This window comes from Shimia sp. (assembly GCF_049116215.1).
Lineage (GTDB): Bacteria > Pseudomonadota > Alphaproteobacteria > Rhodobacterales > Rhodobacteraceae > Shimia.
This window is the reverse complement of sequence record NZ_JAGDZB010000003.1, coordinates 575,005-598,402: the sequence shown is the minus strand read 5'-3', so window position 1 is coordinate 598,402 and position 23,398 is coordinate 575,005. Positions and strand designations below refer to the sequence as shown.

Annotated in this window: 21 protein-coding genes; 12 read left to right on the top strand and 9 right to left on the bottom strand. The window is 56.6% G+C overall.

The genetic code is table 11. The annotated features are described in order from the left end of the window. Positions 1-5 precede the first annotated feature (5 nt). Entirely contained in the window at positions 6-1,163 is a 1,158-nt protein-coding gene (gene rnd / locus JXR15_RS11485) for a ribonuclease D (protein ID WP_422053360.1), read from the top strand. A 23-nt stretch (positions 1,164-1,186) separates the two neighbouring features. Here rnd and JXR15_RS11480 read toward each other — a convergent pair whose 3' ends face one another. Both JXR15_RS11480 and JXR15_RS11475 read right to left on the bottom strand, forming a co-directional pair. Further along, a complete protein-coding gene (locus JXR15_RS11480; RefSeq protein WP_422053359.1) occupies positions 1,187-1,660 on the bottom strand; it encodes a phage holin family protein in 474 nt (157 codons plus the stop codon). Positions 1,661-1,670: 10 nt separating this feature from the next. Further along, complete coding sequence (locus tag JXR15_RS11475; RefSeq protein WP_422053358.1) at positions 1,671-1,946, bottom strand: hypothetical protein; 276 nt, start codon at positions 1,944-1,946, stop codon at positions 1,671-1,673. A gap of 602 nt (positions 1,947-2,548) precedes the next feature. Between JXR15_RS11475 and JXR15_RS11470 the strand changes: the two genes are divergently transcribed. Then, positions 2,549-2,884: a TfoX/Sxy family DNA transformation protein gene (locus JXR15_RS11470; protein WP_422053357.1), complete on the top strand. Its 336-nt coding sequence runs from the start codon at positions 2,549-2,551 to the stop codon at positions 2,882-2,884. 134 nt (positions 2,885-3,018) lie between these two features. Here JXR15_RS11470 and ndk read toward each other — a convergent pair whose 3' ends face one another. Beyond that, entirely contained in the window at positions 3,019-3,441 is a 423-nt protein-coding gene (gene ndk, locus JXR15_RS11465; protein ID WP_299420504.1) for a nucleoside-diphosphate kinase, read from the bottom strand. 132 nt (positions 3,442-3,573) lie between these two features. On the opposite strand from ndk, the gene JXR15_RS11460 reads away from it, so the two are divergent. Genes JXR15_RS11460 through JXR15_RS11450 form a run of 3 tightly spaced genes read left to right on the top strand, consistent with a single transcriptional unit; the run spans position 3,574 to position 6,683 of the window. Next, positions 3,574-5,430, top strand: coding sequence for an ABC-F family ATP-binding cassette domain-containing protein (locus JXR15_RS11460; protein WP_422053356.1), 1,857 nt, complete (start codon positions 3,574-3,576; stop codon positions 5,428-5,430). A gap of 43 nt (positions 5,431-5,473) precedes the next feature. Further along, entirely contained in the window at positions 5,474-6,097 is a 624-nt protein-coding gene (locus JXR15_RS11455; RefSeq protein WP_422053355.1) for a MarC family protein, read from the top strand. Positions 6,098-6,101: 4 nt separating this feature from the next. Next, on the top strand, positions 6,102-6,683 hold the full coding sequence (locus tag JXR15_RS11450; protein WP_422053354.1) for a retropepsin-like aspartic protease family protein: 582 nt from the start codon (positions 6,102-6,104) through the stop codon (positions 6,681-6,683). 9 nt (positions 6,684-6,692) lie between these two features. Here the strand turns inward: JXR15_RS11450 and JXR15_RS11445 are convergent, their stop codons facing one another. Beyond that, a complete protein-coding gene (locus JXR15_RS11445; RefSeq protein WP_422053353.1) occupies positions 6,693-7,160 on the bottom strand; it encodes a DNA polymerase III subunit chi in 468 nt (155 codons plus the stop codon). 3 nt (positions 7,161-7,163) lie between these two features. Beyond that, positions 7,164-8,630, bottom strand: coding sequence for a leucyl aminopeptidase (locus JXR15_RS11440; protein ID WP_422053352.1), 1,467 nt, complete (start codon positions 8,628-8,630; stop codon positions 7,164-7,166). A 143-nt stretch (positions 8,631-8,773) separates the two neighbouring features. Between JXR15_RS11440 and lptF the strand changes: the two genes are divergently transcribed. From lptF to JXR15_RS11405, 7 genes are all read left to right on the top strand, one after another. Continuing rightward, positions 8,774-9,892 carry an LPS export ABC transporter permease LptF gene (gene lptF / locus JXR15_RS11435; RefSeq protein WP_422053351.1) on the top strand — a complete coding sequence of 373 codons (1,119 nt, stop codon included), beginning with the start codon at positions 8,774-8,776 and terminating at the stop codon, positions 9,890-9,892. Beyond that, positions 9,889-10,986, top strand: coding sequence for an LPS export ABC transporter permease LptG (gene lptG / locus JXR15_RS11430; protein ID WP_422053350.1), 1,098 nt, complete (start codon positions 9,889-9,891; stop codon positions 10,984-10,986). Before lptF ends, lptG begins: the two co-directional genes overlap by 4 nt. Beyond that, on the top strand, positions 10,983-13,160 hold the full coding sequence (locus JXR15_RS11425; RefSeq protein ID WP_422053349.1) for an LPS-assembly protein LptD: 2,178 nt from the start codon (positions 10,983-10,985) through the stop codon (positions 13,158-13,160). The genes lptG and JXR15_RS11425 overlap by 4 nt, the downstream gene beginning before the upstream one ends. A gap of 22 nt (positions 13,161-13,182) precedes the next feature. Then, on the top strand, positions 13,183-14,430 hold the full coding sequence (locus tag JXR15_RS11420) for a peptidylprolyl isomerase (RefSeq protein ID WP_422053348.1): 1,248 nt from the start codon (positions 13,183-13,185) through the stop codon (positions 14,428-14,430). Then, positions 14,427-15,395 carry a 4-hydroxythreonine-4-phosphate dehydrogenase PdxA gene (gene pdxA / locus JXR15_RS11415; RefSeq protein WP_422053347.1) on the top strand — a complete coding sequence of 323 codons (969 nt, stop codon included), beginning with the start codon at positions 14,427-14,429 and terminating at the stop codon, positions 15,393-15,395. The genes JXR15_RS11420 and pdxA overlap by 4 nt, the downstream gene beginning before the upstream one ends. Positions 15,396-15,470: 75 nt before the next feature. After that, positions 15,471-16,313, top strand: coding sequence for a 16S rRNA (adenine(1518)-N(6)/adenine(1519)-N(6))-dimethyltransferase RsmA (gene rsmA / locus JXR15_RS11410; protein WP_422053346.1), 843 nt, complete (start codon positions 15,471-15,473; stop codon positions 16,311-16,313). 661 nt (positions 16,314-16,974) lie between these two features. Then, positions 16,975-17,532: a hypothetical protein gene (locus tag JXR15_RS11405; protein ID WP_422053345.1), complete on the top strand. Its 558-nt coding sequence runs from the start codon at positions 16,975-16,977 to the stop codon at positions 17,530-17,532. Positions 17,533-17,534: 2 nt separating this feature from the next. Here JXR15_RS11405 and JXR15_RS11400 read toward each other — a convergent pair whose 3' ends face one another. The 4 genes from JXR15_RS11400 to JXR15_RS11385 are packed head-to-tail and all read right to left on the bottom strand — an operon-like array spanning position 17,535 to position 23,369. Next, positions 17,535-18,320 carry a UPF0280 family protein gene (locus JXR15_RS11400; RefSeq protein WP_422053344.1) on the bottom strand — a complete coding sequence of 262 codons (786 nt, stop codon included), beginning with the start codon at positions 18,318-18,320 and terminating at the stop codon, positions 17,535-17,537. A 47-nt stretch (positions 18,321-18,367) separates the two neighbouring features. Beyond that, positions 18,368-19,822: a 6-hydroxynicotinate reductase gene (locus JXR15_RS11395; RefSeq protein ID WP_422053343.1), complete on the bottom strand. Its 1,455-nt coding sequence runs from the start codon at positions 19,820-19,822 to the stop codon at positions 18,368-18,370. Beyond that, positions 19,819-22,530, bottom strand: coding sequence for a molybdopterin-dependent oxidoreductase (locus JXR15_RS11390; protein ID WP_422053342.1), 2,712 nt, complete (start codon positions 22,528-22,530; stop codon positions 19,819-19,821). Before JXR15_RS11390 ends, JXR15_RS11395 begins: the two co-directional genes overlap by 4 nt. Continuing rightward, positions 22,527-23,369 (bottom strand): FAD binding domain-containing protein, encoded by an 843-nt coding sequence (locus tag JXR15_RS11385; protein WP_422053341.1) that lies wholly within the window; start codon positions 23,367-23,369, stop codon positions 22,527-22,529. The genes JXR15_RS11390 and JXR15_RS11385 overlap by 4 nt, the downstream gene beginning before the upstream one ends. Between the last annotated feature and the right edge of the window lie 29 nt (positions 23,370-23,398).

Genomic DNA, 23,398 nt, shown 5'->3' with positions numbered 1-23,398 from the left:
TGCATATGAAAACCCTCACGACGACCGAAGAGCTCGCGCACTTTTGTGAAATGGCGCGCAAAGAGCCTTATGTGACCATCGACACGGAATTCCTGCGCGAGCGTACTTACTATTCCAAGCTTTGTTTGGTTCAGATGGCAATGCCAGGAGACGGCAATGACAACGCGGTCTTGGTGGATCCTCTGGTCGAAGGCTTGTCGCTGGAACCGATGTATGAACTGTTCCGCGACACCAATGTTGTGAAAGTGTTTCACGCCGCGCGTCAGGATCTGGAGATATTCTTTGTCGAAGCTGGCGTTTTCCCGGATCCGCTTTTTGACACGCAAGTTGCTGCCATGGTCTGTGGCTTTGGTGAACAAGCGGGCTACGAGACCTTGGTGCGTAAGATCGCCAAACAAAGCCTCGATAAAAGTTCCCGCTTCACTGATTGGTCCCGCCGTCCTCTGACCGATGCCCAGAAAACTTATGCTATTGGCGATGTGACGCATCTGCGCAAAATCTATGAGTTCCTATCCGCGAAACTGGCCGAAACTAAACGCGCGCATTGGGTTGAAGAAGAGCTGCAAATGCTCACCCGCCCGGAAACTTATATCATCGACCCAGAGAACGCTTGGAAGCGCGTAAAAACCCGCACCACGTCACCGAAGTTTCTCGCCATCGTTCGCGAGTTGGCCAAGTTCCGTGAATCGCACGCACAAAGCCGAAACATCCCACGCAACCGCGTGTTCAAAGATGATGCATTGGTTGAACTGGCCTCCACCAAACCGGCCAATATGAACGATCTCAGCCGCTCCCGTTTGCTGCTGCGCGAAGCCCGCAAAGGCGAGATTGCTGACGGAATTCTGGCTGCGATCAAGGCTGGCAAAGACTGCCCTCAGGACGATATGCCACGTCTCCCCAAGAGGGATGACAAACAGCAGGTCAACCCGGCGCTCGCTGACCTGCTGCGCGTGCTGTTGAAAGCCAAGACCGAGAGCTCCAGCGTCGCCCCTAAATTGATCGCCTCTTCCGCAGACCTGGACACTCTTGCGTCCGGTGGCCGAGACGTCCAAGCCCTACACGGTTGGCGCCACGAGGTGTTTGGCCAAGACGCCCTGCGTCTATGCGAAGGCAAGGTTGCCCTGGCTGCCAAAGGCAACAATATCAAAATTGTCTCGCTATAACCGCTTCCCTCTGGACTGCCGCATTATTCCTTGGACTTCATCGATTTGACAACGGCCTTGGCAATCCCGGCGGCCACGCTTGGTGCGATGCCTCCCAACGGGTTGGCCGCCATCGTTTTGACAGCGTCCACAGCGGCTTTGGCTTCATCAGCGGCCTGACGCATCTCAGCTTCCAAATCTTCAATGGCCATATCGCGCACTTCACTCACAGCTGCGATGTCCTCTTCAACGCCAGATTTGGACGACGCCAAAGACACAAACAGCCCCGCGAGGGCAAAGTTGACAATGCCAACAATCAACGCCGCAGCCGCTGGCGTCATGATCTCCTCCAATGCAAAGAACCCAGCAACATTCAACATCACCAGGCCAATGCCTGCCACCACCAGCGCCATCACCATCAGCCCGGTCTGACGGCGCAACACCGCGAGGTGCCGATGGGCGATCAAGCGTTCTGAACGCAGAATAATGGAAATATTTCTCGAAATTCGGTTGCTCATCATCCCGCTCCTATTTCGCCCGGCCAATCAAGTAGCCTACCGCAAATGCGCCTAGGGCAAACATCAATGGCTGTTTGTGCGGAAACGCCTCGAGGTCCGCAAGGATTTCTCCAATATCCGTCTCCCAATCCGTTTGAGCCTCGACCCCATCGTTGCCCTCTTCTTGAAGAGCTTCTTCGGTTGACGGCGTGGCTTCTTCAGCACGCGCTTTTTCACGAATATCTCGCGCCGCCAACTCAGCTCGTAACTGGGCCAGTTCCGCTTCCAATTCGGCTTTTGTCGCCATCTAGTTTTCCAATCTTTCAAAGCGGCATCGCAAAAACTCGATCAAGGATGGCCATGCTCACGGTGAAAATATCATCAAATCTCTTCAAATCACATGTGTTCCACAAAGCCATTAACGCGAACCGGGTGCAAGAAAAACAACCTTCACCTTGGGGCAATCCTGCTCTCCATCCTGCCGCACCTATCAAGAGCACCCCCCCAAGTACTTGACTTTGAACAGAAACCACACATCCATGGTCAAAGAGGGAGCCGTTGAAAGCCCCCGAAATCCAAACCACTTTTGCCTCAAGTCTTAACCGATCCGCACAAAAAGGCCCCATTTCCGGCATTAGTTTCGCAAGGTGATCCGTAAAATCATCCCTATACCCGCTGGCCATATCCATAATTGGGAAAGGGAAATGTGCTGGCATGACATCATAGGAGGCACACCATGTCACAGTCCAAAAAAGACCAGCCACGTCAGTCGGAAAAGCAGTCCAAGCCGGCGCCAAGCAACACGCCAATCTTCAGCGATTGGGCCATGATCTAACTGCGCCGCGGATCACAACAAAATGCTGTGGGCACCGCTTGCCCCTGCTCGACCACGCGGTCTAATGTGCCGCCATGTCAGAGCCAATTTCCAGCATTCGCAACTTGGGCCCAGCCTATGAAGAGGCCTGCGCCCGCGCCGGTATCCATACCGCGGAAGAAGTCCGCACACTGGGCGCCGATGAGACCTACGCCCGTCTGCTCAAGACCGGCACAAAACCGCATTTCATTGGCTACTATGTTCTGGTGATGGGCCTACAAGGCCGCCCCTGGAACGATTGCAAAGGCAAAGAAAAAGATGCCTTGCGCAAACGCTTTGATGCGCTCAAATCCAGTTCCCATGACAAAGGCCGCTCTGATCTTGAGGCGGCACTCAACATGATTGGCGTGATCGAAAAACGCGAAGCCTGACCTTCAGCTTTCTCATTCTCAAAATATCTCGGGGAGTGTGAGGGGCTGGCCTCTCATTTCCAACCGCCAAAACAGAAAAACGCGAGAGGTTGCCCTCCCGCGCTTCAATGTCGTTCTCGGTAGAACCGGTTGGCTTAGCCTACCAGCTCCAGACCGGAGAAGAAGTATGCGATTTCTACCGCTGCGGTTTCTGGAGCGTCAGAACCGTGTACGGAGTTTTCACCTACAGATTCTGCGAACTCGGCGCGGATGGTGCCGGCTGCCGCGTCTGCTGGGTTGGTTGCGCCCATAACTTCGCGGTTTTTCGCGATTGCGCCTTCACCTTCCAGAACCTGTGCAACGATTGGCGCGGAGGCCATGAATTCGCACAGTTCGTCGTAGAACGGACGCTCAGCGTGCACAGCATAAAACACACCAGCTTGAGCTTTGGTCAGGTGAATACGCTTCTGTGCAACAACGCGCAGGCCAGCTTCTTCAAACTTGGCGTTGATGGCGCCAGTCAGGTTGCGGCGTGTGGCATCAGGTTTGATGATCGAGAAGGTGCGTTCCAGAGCCATGTCTGTATCTCCATAAAGTGAGGGCCAGACACCACGTCCGGCCGAAATTCGAATTGGCGCTGCGATACCACGCGTTGACGCGGTTGAAAAGCGGTGATTGACGCCGCTGCAATAGTGCGCCAAACCCGCCCCATGCTTAAGATATCAGACATCTCCTATTCCGTTGAAGGCCGCCCCTTGTTTGAGGAGGCCTCCGCCACCATTCCCACTGGCCACAAAGTGGGTTTGATTGGCCGCAACGGGGCTGGCAAAACCACCCTTTTCCGCCTGATCCGGGGAGAGCTGTCGCTTGAAGGGGGCAGCATCACCCTGCCCAACCGCGCGCGCATTGGTGGTGTGGCACAGGAAGTGCCGTCAAACGAGGTGTCGCTGATCGATACGGTTTTGGCGGCGGATACCGAACGCGCTGCTCTCCTTGCAGAGTCAGAAACCGCAACCGATTCAAGCCGTATTGCCGAAATTCAAACCCGTCTTAGCGATATTGATGCTTGGAGCGCTGAGGCGCGGGCTGCCTCTATTCTCAAAGGGCTTGGTTTTGATCACGAAGACCAACAACAACCCTGCTCGGCTTACTCCGGCGGTTGGCGTATGCGTGTGGCTTTGGCGGCGGTGTTGTTCTCGCAGCCGGATTATCTGCTGCTTGACGAACCGACCAACTACCTCGATCTCGAAGGCGCGTTGTGGCTGGAGAATTATCTGGTCAAATACCCGCACACAGTGCTGATCATCTCGCACGACCGTGAGCTTCTCAACCGCTCGGTCGGCGCTATCCTGCATTTGGATGAGCGCAAGCTCGCCTACTACACCGGCACCTACGATCAGTTTGCCAAACAACGCGCAGAACAGCGCGCGGTGCAGGCCGCAGCGGCAAAGAAACAACAGGCGCAGCGCGAGCACCTGCAAGCCTTTGTGGACCGCTTCAAAGCCAAAGCCTCCAAGGCAAAGCAGGCGCAAAGCCGCGTAAAAATGCTGGAGAAAATGACGCCCATTACTGCGCCTGAAGACGCAGCACGTGTGGTCTTCACCTTCCCCACGCCGGAAGAGCTCTCTCCGCCAATCATTGCCATTGAAGGTGGCTCCACTGGGTATGACGACACCGTGGTGCTCAAGAACCTGAACCTGCGCATTGACCAAGACGACCGCATCGCGCTGTTGGGCAAAAACGGTCAGGGTAAATCCACGTTGGCCAAGTTGCTGTCCAGCCGTCTCGCGCCAATGGGTGGTAAATTCACCACCTCCAATAAGCTGCGCATTGGCTTCTTTGCACAGCACCAGGTGGATGAACTCTACGTTGACGAAACGCCAATCCAGCACTTGATGCGCGAACGCCCAGCGGAAGGTCAGGCCCGTTTGCGTGCCCGTCTCGCAGGCTTTGGGCTTGGCGCGGCCCAAGCTGAAACCGAAGTTGGCCGCCTGTCCGGTGGTCAAAAAGCGCGTCTGTCGTTGTTGCTGGCAACGCTTGATGCACCCCATCTGTTGATCCTCGACGAACCAACAAACCACCTGGACATCGAAAGCCGCGAGGCTTTGGTTGAGGCGCTCACCGCCTACACCGGCGCGGTCATCTTAGTCAGCCACGACATGCACTTGCTGACATTGGTTGCAGATCGCTTGTGGCTGGTGAAAGACGGCACTGTGAAGCCGTATGAAGAAGATCTCCAGGCCTACCGCAAGCTTCTGCTGACCTCCGACAAACCTGCCGGATCCAAATCAAAATCCAAGCCAAAGCCTGCTGTTAAAAAGGCCAGCCGAGACGACATTCAAGCCCTGCGATCTGAGGTGAAGAAATCCGAGCAACGTGTTGCCAAGATCAACGACATGGCTGAAAAGTTGGCCAAGAAACTCGCAGACCCAACGCTCTACGAAGATGAGAAGCTTGGGGAGATGGCCGTCTGGCAAAAGAAGTATGCCGAAGTGCGGGATGCGCAGGACCGCGCCGAGGAACTTTGGATGAAGGCATTGGAAAAGCTGGAAAAGGCAGAAGGCTAAGCGTAGCGTTTGATCCAACACAAACAGGAGCCCTCAACGCACCATGGACAGTGCTGCCTTCATCACCGCTTTTGTGACGCTCTTTGTGATCATTGATCCCATCGGGTTGTTCCCGATCTTCATCTCGCTCACACAGGGTGTGCCCGCCAACGAACGGCGTAAAATCGCAATCCGCGCTTGCGTGACCGCCTTTGTAATCTTGTCCGTGTTTGGCTTTCTGGGTGAAGCCGTTCTTAGCGGCATCGGCATCTCGATGCCAGCCTTCCGCATTGCCGGCGGTATTCTGCTATTTGTGACCGCCTTTGATATGTTGTTTGAACGGCGCACCAAACGCCGTGAGGATCAAGCCGAGGGCGCTGAGGAAGATTATCCCGATCCCTCGATTTTCCCTCTGTCCATCCCCCTGCTCGCGGGACCCGGCGCCATCACCTCGGTGATCTTGCTGGCCGGTCAGGGCTCAGGAGTGCAAGCCACTCTGGCTGTGCTCGGCGTTGCCCTTTTGGTGTTGGCCATTGTGTTTTGCCTGTTCCTGACCTCCGGTTTCTTTGAACGATTGCTTGGGCGCACTGGCATTACTGTGATCACACGCCTACTTGGGATGTTGCTGGCCGCGCTGTCGGTCCAGTTCATTTTGGATGGTCTCAAAGACTTCGGATTCGCAGGCTAGGCACATGGAACAAATCTCTTTTGGCAATCTCGCCTACCTGCTTTTGCTGCTGGTCATGGTGCTGATTTGGACCATTGGGTCTGGCCGCATCAACTTGGGGCAAACACTCCGCTATGGAGCCATTTGGGCTTTGATTTTCCTGGGTGCCATAGCCGTTGTGGGCATGTGGGAGGACATCCGGAGCACGGTGAAACCGACCCAGGTGGTGTTGGCTGATGAAGGTCGCGTTGAAATTCCGCGCAGCAATGATGGCCACTACTATGCCACACTGTCGGTGAACGGTGCTGATGTTCTTTTTGTCGTGGACACCGGCGCGACCGACGTGGTCCTCACTCAAGCAGATGCCAGCCGTGCCGGTTTGGATCCAGAGAACCTACCGTATTTTGGCCGTGCCATGACCGCTAATGGCGAAGTGCGCATTGCGCCCGTACGTTTGGACGAGGTTGCGCTTGGTGGCCACGTGGATCGCAATGTACGCGCCAGCGTGAACGAAGGTGAGATGAGCCAATCTCTGCTAGGTATGACGTACCTACAGCTGTTTGATCAAATTACCATCACTGGTAGCAAGCTGATACTAACGCGTTAAAGACGCGCCCTATCCACCTGAAGACTCGGCTTTTTTCTGCCAGTTACCGGATTCTTCGGACCAATATTGCGCCGCACACCCCGCGTCGGTCAGCGCCTTCCATTGACCACGCGCATGCTGCACCGCCTCTGGGTCGTGCCCGTCAAACAGAATGCAAACCCGTTCCGCAGCGTTGACTTCATCCGCGCTGACATCCGCACCATCAACCGACATCACACATACTGCGCCGTTGGGACTATCGCGCGTTGTCGTCAACAAAACCGGCTGCAAAGCATCATGCGGACCGCCGACCATACCATGGGCCAGGAAACTCACGTCCCCCAGCATCCACAATTTTTGATCCAGCCATTCCATGCGACCTTGCTCGCGTCCGCGCACGGCAATCTTCCACCCGGCCCCCCGCGCCTTTTCCAAAAGACGCGGCAAGGTGACTTCAATGGAGTTCTGGGTCAGATGATAGAAATACGCGGCACCCAAGGTTTAGGCCTCAAACTTATCCGCAACCAAGCGGCTCAACGCGCTGACTCCCCAACCGGTTGCGCCAGCCGGTGCCAGCGCGGTCTCGGACTTCACGCTGGCAACACCTGCGATATCGAGGTGAATCCACGGCATTCCGTCTTGCACAAAACGCTGCAAGAATTCGGCAGCGGTGATTGAGCCTGCCGGACGACCACCCACGTTTTTCACATCGGAAATCCGCGATTTCAGCTGCTTGGCATAGCCTTTGCCCAGTGGCATCCGCCACGCCCCTTCACCTTCCGCCTCAGCAGCCTTCAGGAACCCGTTGCACAGCGCATCATTGTTGGAAAACACACCCGCATTTTCGTGGCCCAAGCCTATGATAATTGCACCGGTCAGCGTGGCCAAATCGATCATACCTGCTGGCTTAAAGCGTTCTTGCGCATAGTGCATCACGTCACACAAAACCAAACGGCCTTCAGCGTCGGTGTTGATCACCTCGATGGTATCACCTTTCATCGATGTCACAACATCACCCGGACGGGTTGCGCGGCCGGATGGCATGTTCTCCACCAAACCAACAAGACCAACCACATTGGCTTTCGCTTTGCGCAACGCCAGCGCTTTCATGGCACCTGCCACAACACCGGCACCGCCCATGTCCATGGTCATGTCTTCCATGCCTGCGGCTGGTTTCAAGGAAATTCCGCCGGTATCAAACACCACACCCTTGCCGACCAAGGCCAAAGGCGCTGCATCTTTCTCGCCGCCATTCCACTGCATCACAGCCACCTTGGACGGGCTGTCAGAACCTTCGCCCACGGACAGCAACGCGCCCATGCCAAGCTCTTTCAGTTGGTCTTCTTCCAGCACCTCAACCTCAAGGCCCAGATCTTTGAGCGCCACCAACCGGTTGGCGAATTCAGTTGTGGTTAGCACGTTGGCTGGCTCATTCACCAAATCGCGGGTGAAGAAGGTGCCCTCCGCCACGGCCAACAGCGGGGCTGCGGCCTCTTCAACTTCCTCTGGTTTGCTGACCATCATGATCACCGCCCGCGCGTCCTCTTTGGCGTCCGCTGTTTTGTGATCGTCAAAACCGTAATCGCGCATCGCAATGCCATAGGCGATATGCGCCGCTTTTGGGTTGGTCCCGGCGAGCACGGTCAATGCCGCATTCCCACGCGCTTTGGCAAGACCGGCGCCTGCTTTGCGGGCGTCTTCAACCGAACAGCGACGCGGTAGGATCACCACATCCACAGCCTCAGCGGCCACGCCTGCGGGATAGGACAGGCTAAACACAGTCCCGAGGCTTGCATCTTCTGCCTTGTTTTCACGCACCCGTTCCACTGCACCACGGGTCAACCGGTTCAAGCGGCGGGCACCCTGATCCAAGTTGCCTTCTGCGGGCACAAAGACCGCAATGCGCCCTTCCACTTGGCCAATTTCATCCAGCTGGGTTTCTTCAAAAGAAATCGTCACAGGGCGCATCACAAACCTCCAAAATCGCGTTTCGAAACACCTAACGCGCGCCTTCTCGCTTGACCAGAGCACTTCGCCAGATAGCAGTTTCACCGCCCAAACAATTCCCCTAAAGTGCCGTTCAATAATAAGGTTCGGGGGATTCTCAGCAGGTGAGCAGATTCGACAGATATATCCTGTCGCAGTTCCTGACTCTGTTCGGTTTTTTTGCGCTGATCCTTGTGTCCGTCTACTGGGTCAATCGCGCGGTCTCGCTGTTTGATCAGCTGATTGCTAGCGGCCAAAATGTCTCCGTCTTTCTGGAATTGTCGGTCTTAACGCTGCCCAACGTGATCCGTTTGGTGCTGCCCATCGCGGTGTTTGCAGGCACGGTCTACGTAACCAACCGGCTGTCCTCTGAAAGTGAGCTGACCGTGATGCAGGCCACTGGGTTCAGTCCCTGGCGGCTCGCCCGACCAGTGGCGATCTTTGGCGCGATCACAGCGTTGATGTTGTCCGCGCTCACACATTTCCTGGTTCCGACCAGCAATTCGGAATTGAGCAAACGGCAGAAAGAAATCACCGAAAACGTAACGGCACGTCTTTTGACCGATGGTACGTTTTTGCACCCGGCGGACGGTGTCACGTTTTACATCCGCGAGATCACCCCCAATGGGGTTCTGAAAGATGTCTTTTTGGCCGACCATCGCACCGAAGGTCGTGCCACTTCCTACACCGCATCAGACGCCTATTTGGTGCAAGATGAAACCGGACCCAAACTGGTTATGGTGGACGGCTTGGCGCAATTGCACCGCCAGGACACAGACACGCTGATGACCACCAACTTCGCGGACTTCTCCTACGATATCAGCTCACTGATCGATCCTGAGACAGCGCCTCGTGTGTCCGCCAGTCATTTCCCGACCTGGGAAATCATTGGAAATATCGGCGCAATTGCAGAGCAATCCGGTGAAAGCATTGGCGGCATCACCGAAGATCTCCATGATCGCTTTGCCATGCCTTTGTCGACGATCAGTTTTGCGCTGATTGGCTTTGCGATGTTGCTCGCAGGCGGGTTTAGCCGCTTTGGCGTGTGGCGACAGATCATTGCTGCCTTTGTCATTCTGGTCATCCTGGAAGCGATGAAAAACGCCATAGCCGATCCGGTCCGCTCAAACCCCGAGCTCTGGCCACTGATGTATGTCCCAAGCTTCCTTGGCTTTGTGATTGCGGGTATCCTACTCTATTTCTCGGCCAACCCAATTCGGTGGCGGCGGAGGGTGACGCAATGACGGTTCACATCTACTTTGCCCGCAAATTCCTCTGGATCTTCCTTGCCATCTGCACTGTTTTCTTTGTGCTTACCGTACTGGTCGACATGATGGAGCAACTTCGCCGCTATGATGTGGAGGCCGTTGGGTTTGGCAAAGTCTTGAACCTGACGCTGCTCCGCACACCGGAGAGCCTCTATCAATTGATGCCTCTGATTGTGATTCTAGCCACAATCGCTTTGTTCATAAACCTCTCCCGCAGCTCCGAGCTGGTTGTGGTGCGCGCCGCCGGGCGCTCCGGCATTGTGTCCGTGCTCTCGCCCACCACAGTCTCCCTGATCATCGGCCTATTGTCCGTGACCACGCTGAACCCGATCGTGGCTGCTACCTCTGTGCAATATGAACTGCAAAGCGACATGTTGAAGTCCGGCGGACGCAGCGCATTATCCCTGTCCGATGAGGGTATCTGGTTGCGCCAGGGCGGTGAATCTGGGCACGCGGTGATCCACGCCGGTAGCACCAACACCGATGCGTCCATTTTCCGTGACATTACAATCGTGACTTACGGCCAAGAAGACGGGCCGCAAAAACGGATTGAAGCAGACTCTGCTCGCTTGGTCGAAGGCGGTTGGGAGCTTTCCAACGTGCGCACATGGTTGCTAAATGCCGGCCTGAGCGAAGGTTCTGATCCCCTTCGCGAAAACACGGTCACCTTTCCAAGCACGCTGACCGCCGACCGGATCCGGGAAAGGTTTGGCACCCCCGCTTCCATTTCAATCTGGAAACTGCCCTCTTTCATCGCCGAGCTTAATGATGCCGGGTTTTCCGCGCGCCGCCATCAGGTCTGGTTGCAAATGGAACTGGCACAGCCGCTCTTCCTGATGGCCATGGTGCTGGTGGCTTCTGCCTTCACAATGCGCCATACGCGTTTTGGAAACACTGGCATCGCGGTTTTGACATCTGTACTGATTGGATTTAGCCTGCACTTCATCCGAAACTTCGCCCAGATCCTTGGAGAAAATGGTCAAATTCCAGTGATGCTCGCCGCCTGGGCACCGCCGATCGCAAGTGTGCTGTTGGCTCTTGGCCTGCTGTTGCATATGGAGGACGGATGACGATCTCTCCGCGCTTCCTCTGTCCCGTTCTGGCCGCTACGGCTCTCACATTGGGACAGCCTTTCGAAGTCACCGCTCAATCCACGCAGCCAACTGACACTACACAGCAAGCCTCGGAAAAGGAGCCACAAAACGTGGTTCTGGTGGCGGACTCGGTCAACCTGACAGCTGATGGCCTGCTGATCGCACGCGGCAATGTCGAAGCGCTGACCGATGATGTCCGCTTGATCGCCAAGGAAATCACCTACAATGACAAGACCGGTGAAATTTCTCTGGTTGGCCCGATCCGCATCACCCAAGGCGAGACCATATCTGTGGTCGCTGATGCTGCCGAGCTGGACGCCGATCTGCGCAATGGCCTCATCCACAGCGCCCGCGTGGTTATGGCGGATCAGGTGCAATTGGCCGCCGCCCGCATGACACGGGTCGAAGGCCGCTACAGCGTGCTTGATAAAACCACCGTAAGCTCCTGTCATGTCTGCGAAAATGGCGAACCACCTCTATGGCGTATCCGTGCACGTCGGGTGGTGCACGACCAGGTGGAAAAACAGCTCTACTTTGACCACGCCAGCGTTCTGGTACGGGATGTGCCGGTGTTCTATTTCCCGCATTTACGCATGCCCGACCCCACATTGGATCGCGCGCAAGGCTTCTTGATTCCCGAGTTCAACCACTCCAGTCTGCTGAGCTACGGTGTGAAAGTGCCTTACTTCATCCCGTGGGGCACAGATCGCGATTTGGTTCTGTCTCCGTATCTGTCGTCAAAAACCCGCACCATGGAGTTCCGGTACCGGCAAGCCTTTGAGCGTGGCGGTATTCAACTCGAGGGTGCCATCTCCGACGATGACATTCGCACGGACATCATTCGCGGCTATGTCTTTGCCGAAGGTCTGTTTCAACTTGGTCAGGACTATAAGCTGACCTTTGACCTTAAAGCCGTTTCTGATGACACCTATCTGACTGACTACGACTATTCCGACGACGACCGCCTCAACAGCGACATAACCATCGCGCGCGCCAGCCGGACCGAGAACACGCGTTTTGCCGCCTATCATTATCAAACGCTGCGCGAAGACGAAGACAACGATGAAATTCCGTTCCTCGTGCTCAAAGCTGAGACCGAAAGGAGGTATTTGAATATCTGGGGCGGCGAGTTGCGCACCAGCATCGAAGCGCATGGGCATCAGCGGCGCTCCACCAAAGACGGAGACCCCGGTCGGGATGTCGGACGTGCCAATGCAAACGTGCAATGGCTGGGAGATTGGACCCTGGGCAACGGGCTGCGCACAGGTGTAACCGGCGCCCTTGCCTTTGACGCTTATCGCACGGAGAACGACAGTTCTGTCAGCACCTTTGATAGCGGTTTGGCCCCGTCTGTCGCAGCCTACCTGCGCTATCCAATGGTCAAATCCGGCAACGACGGCGCGACATACATCCTGGAGCCACTGGCCCAAGCTGCTTGGACCGGTGGCGACACACTCGACATTGCCAACGACGAAAGCACCCACGTGGAGTTTGACGAAGGCAACCTACTCGCCCTATCGCGTTTCCCGTCTTACGATCGTCGAGAGCGCGGCTTGTCTACGGCCGTTGGTGTGAACTGGTCACGTGTCAGCAACGCGGGATGGCGCGGCAACCTGACGTTTGGGCAGGTGTTTAGACAGGACGCTCAACCAGACTTCACCCAAAGCTCGGGCTTGTCTGGCACGTCTTCCGACGTACTCGTCGCCGGTCAACTGAGCAACCAAAGTGGGCTTTTGTTCACCGGCCGTGCCCTGCTCGACACCAAAGGCGACCTGGACAAAGTCGGCGCGCGTCTGGGCTGGTCCAACGATCGGTTGTGGCTCGATGCGAGTTACATTTGGCTTCAAAAAGACCTCGCGGAATCGCGCGACAAAGACATTTCTGAAATGAAGTTTGACGGTAGTTATCGCATCAACCGTCATTGGACCGGCATGATGGACTGGCAATTTGACGCGGTGAGCGGAGAAACGTCAGAGGCTGGCCTGGGGTTGGAATATCGCAACGAATGTCTGCGCGTTGAGCTTTCCCTCTCGCGCCGTTTTTCAACATCCTCTACCGTACAATCGAGCACCAAGGTGGGTTTCAACGTGGCCCTGCTTGGATTTTCGGTCAATTCAAACGATAAGAGCTACGACCGCAAATGCGGCTGACCTACAGGAAGACGACGACACCATGATGCCACGCACGATGATCCGCACCGCATTTCGCGCCTTAGCCAGCACAACGGCCGCCTGTGCAATGATTGGATTTGCCGCTCTGCCCGCTTCAGCCCAAAACGCCTTTGGCCCTGCCATTGCCGTGAATGACTCTGTGGTCACCCATTTTGAGATTGAACAACGCGCCCGTCTCCTGGTGATCATGAGCGCGCCTGGGGATCCCCTGGATCTGGCGCGTGAACAGTTGATTGAGGATCGGCTCAAGCTGCAAGCGGCGAAACAAGCTGGGATTGCCGCTTCGGAAGAAGGTGTAACCGCAGGGCTGGAAAATTTTGCCAAACGCGTGAACATGAAGACAGAAGACATGCTCAAGGCCTTGGCGAATGAGGGCATCTCCGAGGAATCACTGCGCGACTTTATTATTTCCCAGATTGCCTGGGGCGGCGTGGTGCAGTCCCGATTTGGTGCAAACGCAGAGGTCAGCGAAGCAGAAATTGATCGAGCAATTGCGCAAAACAGCGGGCAAGGTGGCGTCCGGGTTTTGCTGTCCGAAATCATCATCCCGGTTACCCCTCAGACCCGCGGACAAGTGGACAGTCTCGCAGCGCAGATCTCTGAACTAAAAAGCTTCTCTGAGTTTGAATCCGCAGCCCGCATTTATTCCGCGTCCGGGACCAAGGAACAGGGTGGCCACGTTGACTGGATGAATGTCACCAACCTTCCGGCGCCTTTGCGACCGGTTGTGACCTCCTTGCGCAAAGGCGAAGTGTCCCCTCCGCTGCAATTGCCTAATGCTGTGGCGCTTTTTCAGCTTCGTGGTATCGCCGAGACTGGCCGCAGCGCGCCTCGTTACTCTGCCGTCGACTACGCAAAGTTTTACATTCCAGGCGGCCGTACTGAAGAGGCTCTTTCAGAAGCCGCCAAAGTGCGGGCTTCCGTGGACAAATGTGACGACCTTTTTGGAGTCGGCTTTGGGCTGCCAGCGGAGCGTCTGTTCCGAGAAACGCAAAAGCCCAACGAAATACCACGGGATGTGGCCATCGAACTGGCCAAAATGGACGACAATGAAATCTCGACCAACCTGACAACAGCGGATGGACAGAACTTGATTGTGCTCATGCTGTGTGGCCGCACAGCCGAGATCAACGATGCCGAGCTCTCTCGTGAAGATGTGGCGCAGTCCCTGCGCAACTTGCGACTTGAAAGCTACGCCAACAGCTACCTTAGCCAGCTGCGCGCGCAGGCACGGATTATTGAAAAATGAGCCTTGCGCCCATTGCAATGACCTGTGGTGAACCAGCCGGTGTTGGCCTGGAAATTGCTGAAAAAGCATGGGTCGCGCTGAAAGATGAGCTGTCCTTCTTCTTGATTGCGGACCCGAGACATCTGCCCGGCTCTGTGCCTCACAAGCTGCTGCAATCCCCGCTGGAGGCCAGCGACGCCATGGCCACCACGCTGCCTGTATTGCCACACCCTTTTGCTGCGGGTCGTACACCAGGTGCTGCACTTCCAGACAACGCTGAAGGGGTAATCGACGTAATCGCCCATGCCGCCGATCTTGCCATGAACGGTGAAGCCTCTGCGATGTGTACCTTGCCGATCCACAAAAAGGCTCTAAAGGACGGCGCGGATTTTCCTTACCCGGGACACACGGAGTACCTTGCGGATCTTGGCGGCGTAGACGACGTCGTCATGATGCTTGCCTCCGATATGCTTCGCGTCGTACCGGCGACAATCCACATCCCGCTGTCAGACGTCCCTTCCGCACTCACGCCGGAACTGATTGAAGAGACCATCCGCATTACGGCCAAAGGTCTGCAAGCGCAGTTTGGTATTGCGCATCCGCGTATCGCGGTGGCCGGCCTGAACCCGCACGCCGGTGAAGGAGGTGCCATGGGACATGAGGATGCAACCATCATTGCGCCCGTTCTGGACAAACTTCGGGCTGACGGTTTTGACATTTCCGGACCTTTGCCAGCAGACACCATGTTCCACGCCGCAGCACGCAAAAGGTATGACGTGGCTGTCTGTGCCTACCACGATCAGGCCCTGATCCCGATCAAAACGCTGGACTTCGACGGCGGCGTCAACGTTACCCTCGGCCTGCCATTTATCCGCACCTCGCCGGATCACGGCACCGCTTTTGACATCGCAGGCACCGGTCAGGCCAACCCGTCGAGCACAATCGCCGCTCTGCGCATGGCGCACCGCATGGCACAATCCGCTTGACCCTTCATTTGGCCGGAAATATCCCCGCCGGAGGCATCCACCCGCGGCAGAGCCGCCAGAACCAAGGCATATCCCATGAGCGCAATTGATGACCTTCCTCCGCTGCGTCAGGTGATTGAGACCCATGGTCTTTCTGCACGCAAATCTTTGGGACAGAACTTTCTTCTGGATCTCAACCTCACTGCAAAGATCGCGCGACGTGCGGGCGAACTGACGGATTGCGATGTCCTTGAGATTGGCCCTGGCCCCGGCGGTCTCACCCGGGGGCTGTTGGCAGAAGGCGCGCGCAAGGTCCTTGCCATTGAAAAAGACGACCGCTGCATGCCTGCTCTGGCGGAAATCGCCGCCGCCTACCCTGGCCAACTTGAGGTGATCAATGGCGACGCTTTGGAAGTGGATCCGCTGAGCCATCTCACGCCGCCCATCCGCGTGGCCGCCAACCTGCCGTACAATGTCGGCACGGAACTTCTGGTGCGCTGGCTGACCCCCAAGGAATGGCCGCCGTTCTGGCAAAGCCTGACATTGATGTTTCAGCGTGAAGTTGCGGAACGTATCACAGCGCAGCCGGGCTCCAAAGCCTACGGTCGCCTCGCACTCCTGTCGCAATGGCGGGCCAATGCCAATATCGTCATGTCCTTGCCGCCGGGTGCATTTTCACCACCACCCAAAGTACATTCCGCAGTGGTGCATCTCACAGCATTGCCAGAGCCACGCTACCCCGCGGATGCCGCGACCCTGTCGCGGATCGTTGCTGCCGCCTTCAATCAGCGCCGCAAAATGCTGCGGTCTGCCCTCAAGGGACAAGCGCCGGACATCGAGGACCGTTTGATTGCTGCGGGCATTAAACCAACAGATCGCGCGGAGGTGGTTGGTCTCGAACAATTCTGCGCTCTTGCGCGCGTGATGGAACAAAGCTGACTCTCCGAGCCTGTTTGGTGATGTCAAACCATTGCCCGAAATTCTGCAGTCAATCCCCCGTAATTGGCTGATATCCGGATCATGCAATGTGCGGGCCGTCTGACCTCCGCTTCAGCTTGGTCCAGCCTCACGTTGCGTGCCGTCAGTTACCGTGCGGCGCTCTTAGACCCTTTTAGCCACCAACGACTTTTCGTCGCCAGCTCCAAAATCGTGTTCAACTTGGGCGATGTTCGACGCAGACTGCATGGCCCATCCTATTCCTGCTCGTTTGGCGGAAAATATCAAAAAAATGGTCGCTTTCCGCAATTCTCCTGTTTGCGACTGCTCCTTATGTGAGTTGTGAAATACACTTCCCTCTCTCGCTTACATGATCTGATCCAACCACTGGCAGTGTGCTGTCTTTTACTAATCTTTCTCCTACCCGCCGTCGGAAGATGGCGGCAGCTTTGCCGCAACTGAAATTCTCAACAAACGTGAGGGCTCTTTGGCCAAGGACTTCCCCCCAGCTGCAAATTTTTGCCCCACTGACGCGGCTTTGGTGTTTAGTACACGTTCGGCCAACCTGTTTTGGGTTCAAACCCGACGTTCCGGTGGTTCAGGTCATGCGCCACTTTTGATCCTTCCTGGCCCCACAGAACAAGATGCGCGGGACGCGATCCTAATGATGACCAAACTGCGCCAACTCCAAACACGTTCTGGGCCGGATCTTTACCTCATTGTCTGGAACTCCTATTGGCCGGCGCAGGGTCAGGTGCGTTTTGCGCCTCTGATACGGGATTTAGGGGATGCTGTCGCATTTCTCCAAAAAACCGCTGCGCCTCCCCATGTTATGACTCTCGGGCATGGGGCATTGCTTCCAATGCGGGCGGCAGACGGTTTTGGCCAGAATACCGACGCCAATACCGTGTCCAGCATCAGTTTTTGGTCGCCAAAACTTAGTGTTTACCTCCAAAAGCCAAGACTAAAATCGACAAATATATCGAGAAAAATTAGTGTGATAGGTTCTAAAGTTAAAGTGAGGCTGTCATCTGCTCCGCTGTTCAAACGGTTTCCCTCGACATCTGTTGAGGTGTTTGAAGTCGAAAGTGAGCACTGGTTTATCCGGTCTCAAATTTCGACGGAGTCCGAGATTGCCAATTCTCTCCCGTCTTGTGCCTTCGCTGGAAATTGGTTTCACAGCTGGCATGACTGGTTGGCACCTGATCAGGCCCCTCAATAAGATCATTCGGTGGTCTTGCTGAGGTTGAGATCACCAAACGTGACCACCTGGCCTTGAAACACAAGCATACCTCCCCAAACCCCCTCGGCTTCCCCAAGACTTTTTGCAAACTCTGTCCCACGTCTCAACGCGTCGGCCACATCGGCAACTGGCAAAGACGGCACCGCAACCGTCACCAACCTGTTGCCCAGATCGCTGTCCAATTGTTGGCTCTCAGCAGTCGCCCGCGTAATTCCATCATGACTCGGCAGATCCACTGCGTTGGCGATCAACGTGGCGGCCACATCTGCCAGCGCCGCGGAGCTGGCCAAAACTGTCACAGCGTCCGCAATGCCAAATGACAGGCTGCGCCCGCGCCAACCAGACGTTGCGATGCCTCTAATCTTACCTGCCCCATGCAACGCGGCGCGTCCCATGCCGCCCCCCACATCAGCCCTTAACGTTTCGCAGGGCTCAAGAACCAGCGCAACGTCGCCTCCGTTGTTCACATAGGCCTTCTGTACATTTGGCGTACCCGCGATCACGCTTGCGATTTCATCTGCCACAGCACCCGCCACCGCCGCCATTGGCGTCACAAACTCCGGCAAATGTCGCGCAACGGCGTCCTGCATGGCGGCGGCTATCGCCCCGTTAAACCTCGCGTGCAACACTGCAGGCCGTCGCAAATCAGGCAGCTCTGCCACCAACTCCTCTAGGATTGAATGAAACCGCAACGCCGCCCGTTGATACGCCTGGTCTTTCCCAGAACCCCAAATTTCGACAATTAAATCAATGGGTCCATGGTGCATGTGTAAACGCTTACCATCTGGTAACCAACTCACTTGCGGCCCATTTTTCATGGTTTTTTGAGTTTGGTGGGCACCACATGCGTGCTGCGGACATACGCGCCACCTTCATTCAATATCTGGTGAAGGCCACGGACCTGATCCATATGCCCACCTAATGTCTGATAAGCCTCGCGCGACACGGTAAATTCCAATGGGGCCACCACCGCCGGCGTTGGCACCATGCCAAACGCCCCATCCGGCATTTTGGTCACGTCTGCCATGAGCGTGATCCCGCCCCCTGGCCAGACATAGGCCGGCGCGCCGCCGACTGTTACTTTAGCTTCGTTCTCCTGTACCGCCCGTGTCAGCTTCACAGGGTTTTGGGTCACGCCGGACCGGAGCGACCCACCTGCCCCGCCCATGAACATAACGGTGCAAAGAGCAGCCTCACAGTTTTCTGCAATCAAAGCCACCGAAGGTTCCAAAGTTTCCGGCAGCGGGCGTTTCTGCGGAACAAGGTCAGCGTCAAGCACGTAGTAGGCAGCGTGCTCCCCCGTGGTGCTCACCATCAAAAGTGTCAAACCTTCCCGCGCGCCTTTTTCTGGCCGCCACGGACCAAGTATGCTCAAAGGATCCTCAATATCCGTGCCGCCCCAACCAAGCCCCGGTTGCGCCACCTGAAAGTACCGGCCAGGCGTACTGCGTCGCCCTTTGATGCGAATGCCACTGTCCGGCCAACCAATCACTTTGCCCGCTTGATGTTCGCTCACCACGCCCGTGATGTGATCGTCGACGACAACAACTTCGTCGACCAAACCTTTCCACTGGCTGGCAAACATCCCAATTGTCGCCGACCCACAGCCAACCCGCATCCGCACTTCTTTTTGGCCGTCCACAATCGGTGCTGCGCCAGCCTGAACCACAACCTCGGCCCCGCCTTCTACGTCCAAAACCACCGGCGCGCGGTTCAAGAGTTGTAACAACACGTCGCAGGTTACACGCCCTTCAGCTTTGCTACCGCCGGTCAGGTGATCCACTCCGCCCAGGCTCATCATTTGACTGCCATATTCGCTGGTCACCATCAGCCCCACGGCCTCTCCTTGCGCGCGTACAACGGCACCTTCCGCCCCCAAGTGCCGATCTGTGTCAATCTTCACCTTCACGCCGCAGTAGGAAAAAATGGCCTCGGTCACGACGGTGACAAAATCAACGCCGTCAATCTCCCGGCTCACCAGGAATGGCGCTGGCTTAAAATCAGGATAAGTGGTGCCTGCCCCAACTGCGGTGACAAACAGGTCATCCGTGGACAATCCGTCATGCCAGTCACGCCCCAAAAACGGACGAACTTCGGTTCCTGCCTCGATGGCCCGATCCAAAACCGTCAGAGGGTCGCAGCGGACAATCTCACCGTTGATATTGGCATACCTGTCGCAGGCGCCAATGCGCCCTTCCGCGATAAAGCACATCACCGGACAAGCGTCACATCGGATTTTTTCCTCGCGCTGTCTCGGTGGGCGGCTCATGGTTTTGTTGCCTTTATCGCTGCCAACACCCTATCGGGACGGGCAGGCAATTGGGTCAACACAGCTCCTGTCGCATGCCGTATCGCATTCAAAATCGCAGGTGCAGTTGGGATCAAGACATGTTCCCCCAACCCTTTGGCCCCCATTGGCCCCTCCGGATCAGGCACTTCGATCAAATGTGACGTAATCTCAGGAACATCGCCAATGGTTGGAATCAGATAATCATGCAGGTTTTCGGTCTTGCCCGGATGAAACTCCTCCATCAACGCCATCCCAATCCCCTGGGCGATCCCGCCCTCAATTTGGCCTTCCGCCAACAAGGGATTGATGACCTGTCCCACATCATGCGCAGCCGTGATCCTGAGCACTTTCACGGTCCCCAGCGCTTGATCGACCTCAACCTCTGCCAGCTGCGCACCATACCCGTACACCGCATAAGGCGCACCTTGACCGTTTTCATCCAATGCTTTCGTAGGTGGGTCATACGTTTCCTCCGCCCAAAGCACATAGCCAAACGCGTCTTCTGGCAGATCTCGCAACGAAATATCCCGCAGCGCCGACCCTTGCATCAACGTCAGCACCGCCCCGGATAAGGTGATATCTGCCTCGTCCCCCATATTTCCCAACTGAAGAACGCGTGCCCGCAACGCCTGCGCAGCCAACACAGCCGCTTTACCACTGACCACCGTCTGCCGGCTGGCCGAAGTCTTTCCACAATCAGGAGTCACCGCAGTGTCCGCGTCAATCAGCGTGATCTGATGCACTGGCACGCCAAGCGCATCCGCAGCCATTTGCGGGATCACCGTATTGGCCCCTTGACCGATGTCCATCGCACCTTGATGCAGACAAATCTGCCCCTCCGCCGTGATCCCGATCCGCATTGTTGAAGGGTTTGGCAGCGCAGTATTTCCGCAACCATACCAACAGCTTGCCACTCCAACACCGCGTGCCTTCCCGTTAGATTTGACGTTTTCCGCAGCCGCTTCAATCAACGCCGCGTCCCAGCGCGGCTGCAGCGAGCCGAGGCAGGCACTTATGCCAACCCCCTCAAGGTGCTGACCACAGACCGTGGGCACGCCGTCTGACAGCGTGTTGAGACGGCGAAAGGTCAGGCGATCCATGCCCACCTGGTCTGCCAATTGATCCAGCAATTGTTCCTGCAAGGCCGCTGCCTGCGGCACCCCAAACCCGCGAAAAGCACCGGCCACTGGCCCGTTGGTGTGGATCGCCCGCGCTTTGGCGACATAGTTTGGCACCACATAAGGACCGCTGGCATGTACCGGCACCCGCACGGCCACAGTTGGCCCCCAACTGGCATAGGCACCGGTGTCAAAGTCACCCTCAAACTCCATCCCAACCAGACGGCCATCCGCATCCGCGCCTATTTTTGCTTGCATATCAGCAGGATGCCGTTTGGTGCTCGCCTCCATGCTTTCGTGACGCGTGTAAATCATGACGCTGGGCTGACCGGTCAATAAGGTGACCAACCCAAGCAACGGCTGAACCGTCAAATCCAACTTTGCCCCAAACCCACCGCCAGTGGCCGCCGGCCGAATGCGCACTTTGTCTTCCGACAATCCAAGCACCCCGGCCGTGCTCTGCTGATCCAACACCGGCGCTTGGGTGCAGGCGCGAATGTTGAGGATATCTCCCTCCATCCAGGCGGCGCCCGCTTCTGGCTCAATATAGGCGTGCTCCACATGGCCTGTGCGCAGAACCCCTTCGACAACATGGGCCGCATTGGCAAGCGCGCCTTCCGCGTCCCCTTGCTTGACAAACCCTGCAATCAGCTTATTTCCCGCGCGATCAGAGTGTATACGCGCTGCGTCGGACACCGTTGCGCTTTGAACGTCCAGTGATGGCGTCATCTCATCCCAGGTCACAGGAAATGTGCTCAATGCCAACGCTTGGACAACGTCTTTGGGACCTGCCACCAGTGCCACGGCCTCGCCCGCCATGCGCACGGCTTCAGAGGCAAGCACCGGTTGATCAGAAAATCTCTCAATCACACCAAAACAATTCACGCCTGGAATGTGCTTGGCTGTAAAGATCTGCACACTTTTTTCGGCAGCCCAATCCTCAATTTCACCAAACTCAAACCGCGCTGACGGATAAGGGCTGCGCACCGCACGCACATACAGAGCATCTTCGGGCACCACATCTGCACCAAAAAGCTCGTGGCCCATAACCTTGGCAGCGCCATCCAGTCGTTCGACACGAGCACCCACCGCTGCGCCCGCTTCAGGCTCCGGTCCTGCGCCACCTCCGGCAGCATCCAAAACCGCATCAATGATTTTGGTGTATCCCGTGCAGCGGCACAAAACGCCCGCCAGCGCAGCCTCAACAGCACTCCGATCAGGGCCACTTTCCCGCCGCAGCAAAGCTTCCGCAGCCACTATCATGCCTGGTGAACAAATCCCGCACTGCGCCGCGCCATGACGCAAAAAAGCCCTCTGCAACGGGTTTGGCCCCGATGCCCCCAAACCTTCAATGGTTTCGACCCGACGGTCTTCCACCTGTGCGACCGGTGTTAGACACGCGCAAACGGCTTCCCCGTCCAGCAACACAGTGCAAGCGCCACAATCCCCTGCGTCACAGCCCACCTTTGTGCCGCGCAAGCTGAGATCTTCCCGCAAGACTTGGGATAACCGCCGCCCGAGCGGCACGTCTACGGTCTGCGGATCACCATTGAGGCTAAAGGAAATCATGAGCGCATTTCCAAGACATCAGAGATCCCGCGCTGAACAAGCTCCAACGCCGCAGCTTTGCGGTAGCTTGCCTCGCCCCTCACATCCGAAATAGGCGTCAAAACATCTTCAAGACGCGCCGTGCTGACCAATCGGTCAGCTTGGTCGGCACGTGTTCCAACCAACGCGCTTTCCAAAACTTCTGCCCGCGTTGCAACCGGCCCGCAGGCCCCTATGGCCACTGCTGCGTCGCAAATGATCTCGTCTTGCACGTCGAGACGCACAGCTACCATCGCAATCGAAATCACCAAATGTTTGCGTGCGCCCAACTTTAGGAATCGGCTGTCCCCCGACACACTGGCGTCCGGCACCAACACAGCGCTCACCAACTCATCTTCGCGGCGGGTTGTGGCTCTCGGCCCAATCACAAAGTCCACCAAATCGATGATCCGGGTCCCCTGCTCCGACGCCAATTCGACCTGAGCATTAAGCGCCAACAACGGCGGCACCCCGTCTGCCGCTGGAGACCCATTGCAAAGGTTGCCAGCCACTGTACCCGCGTTCTGAACTTGCAGCCCGCCAATCTCACGTGCGGCTTGTTGGAGCATGTCAAAAGCCGGCGGAAGCTTGGTACCAAGGACGTCGCGCCAGGTTGTTGTAGCACCGATGCGCCATCCAACGTGTGTTTTTGAAATCCCGCGCAGCCCGTCGATTGCCGTCACGTCCAACACCTCGCCCCGCAATTCCTGCGCGTCGGTGCCAGCAAAAACATCCGTGCACCCAGCCACGGGCCGCGCGCCAGTTGTCGCCAATACAGCGAGCGCATCTTTCAACTTGCCGGGGCGATGATAAATCCCCATGGTGACCTCTCAAATCGTCAGGGCGCGCA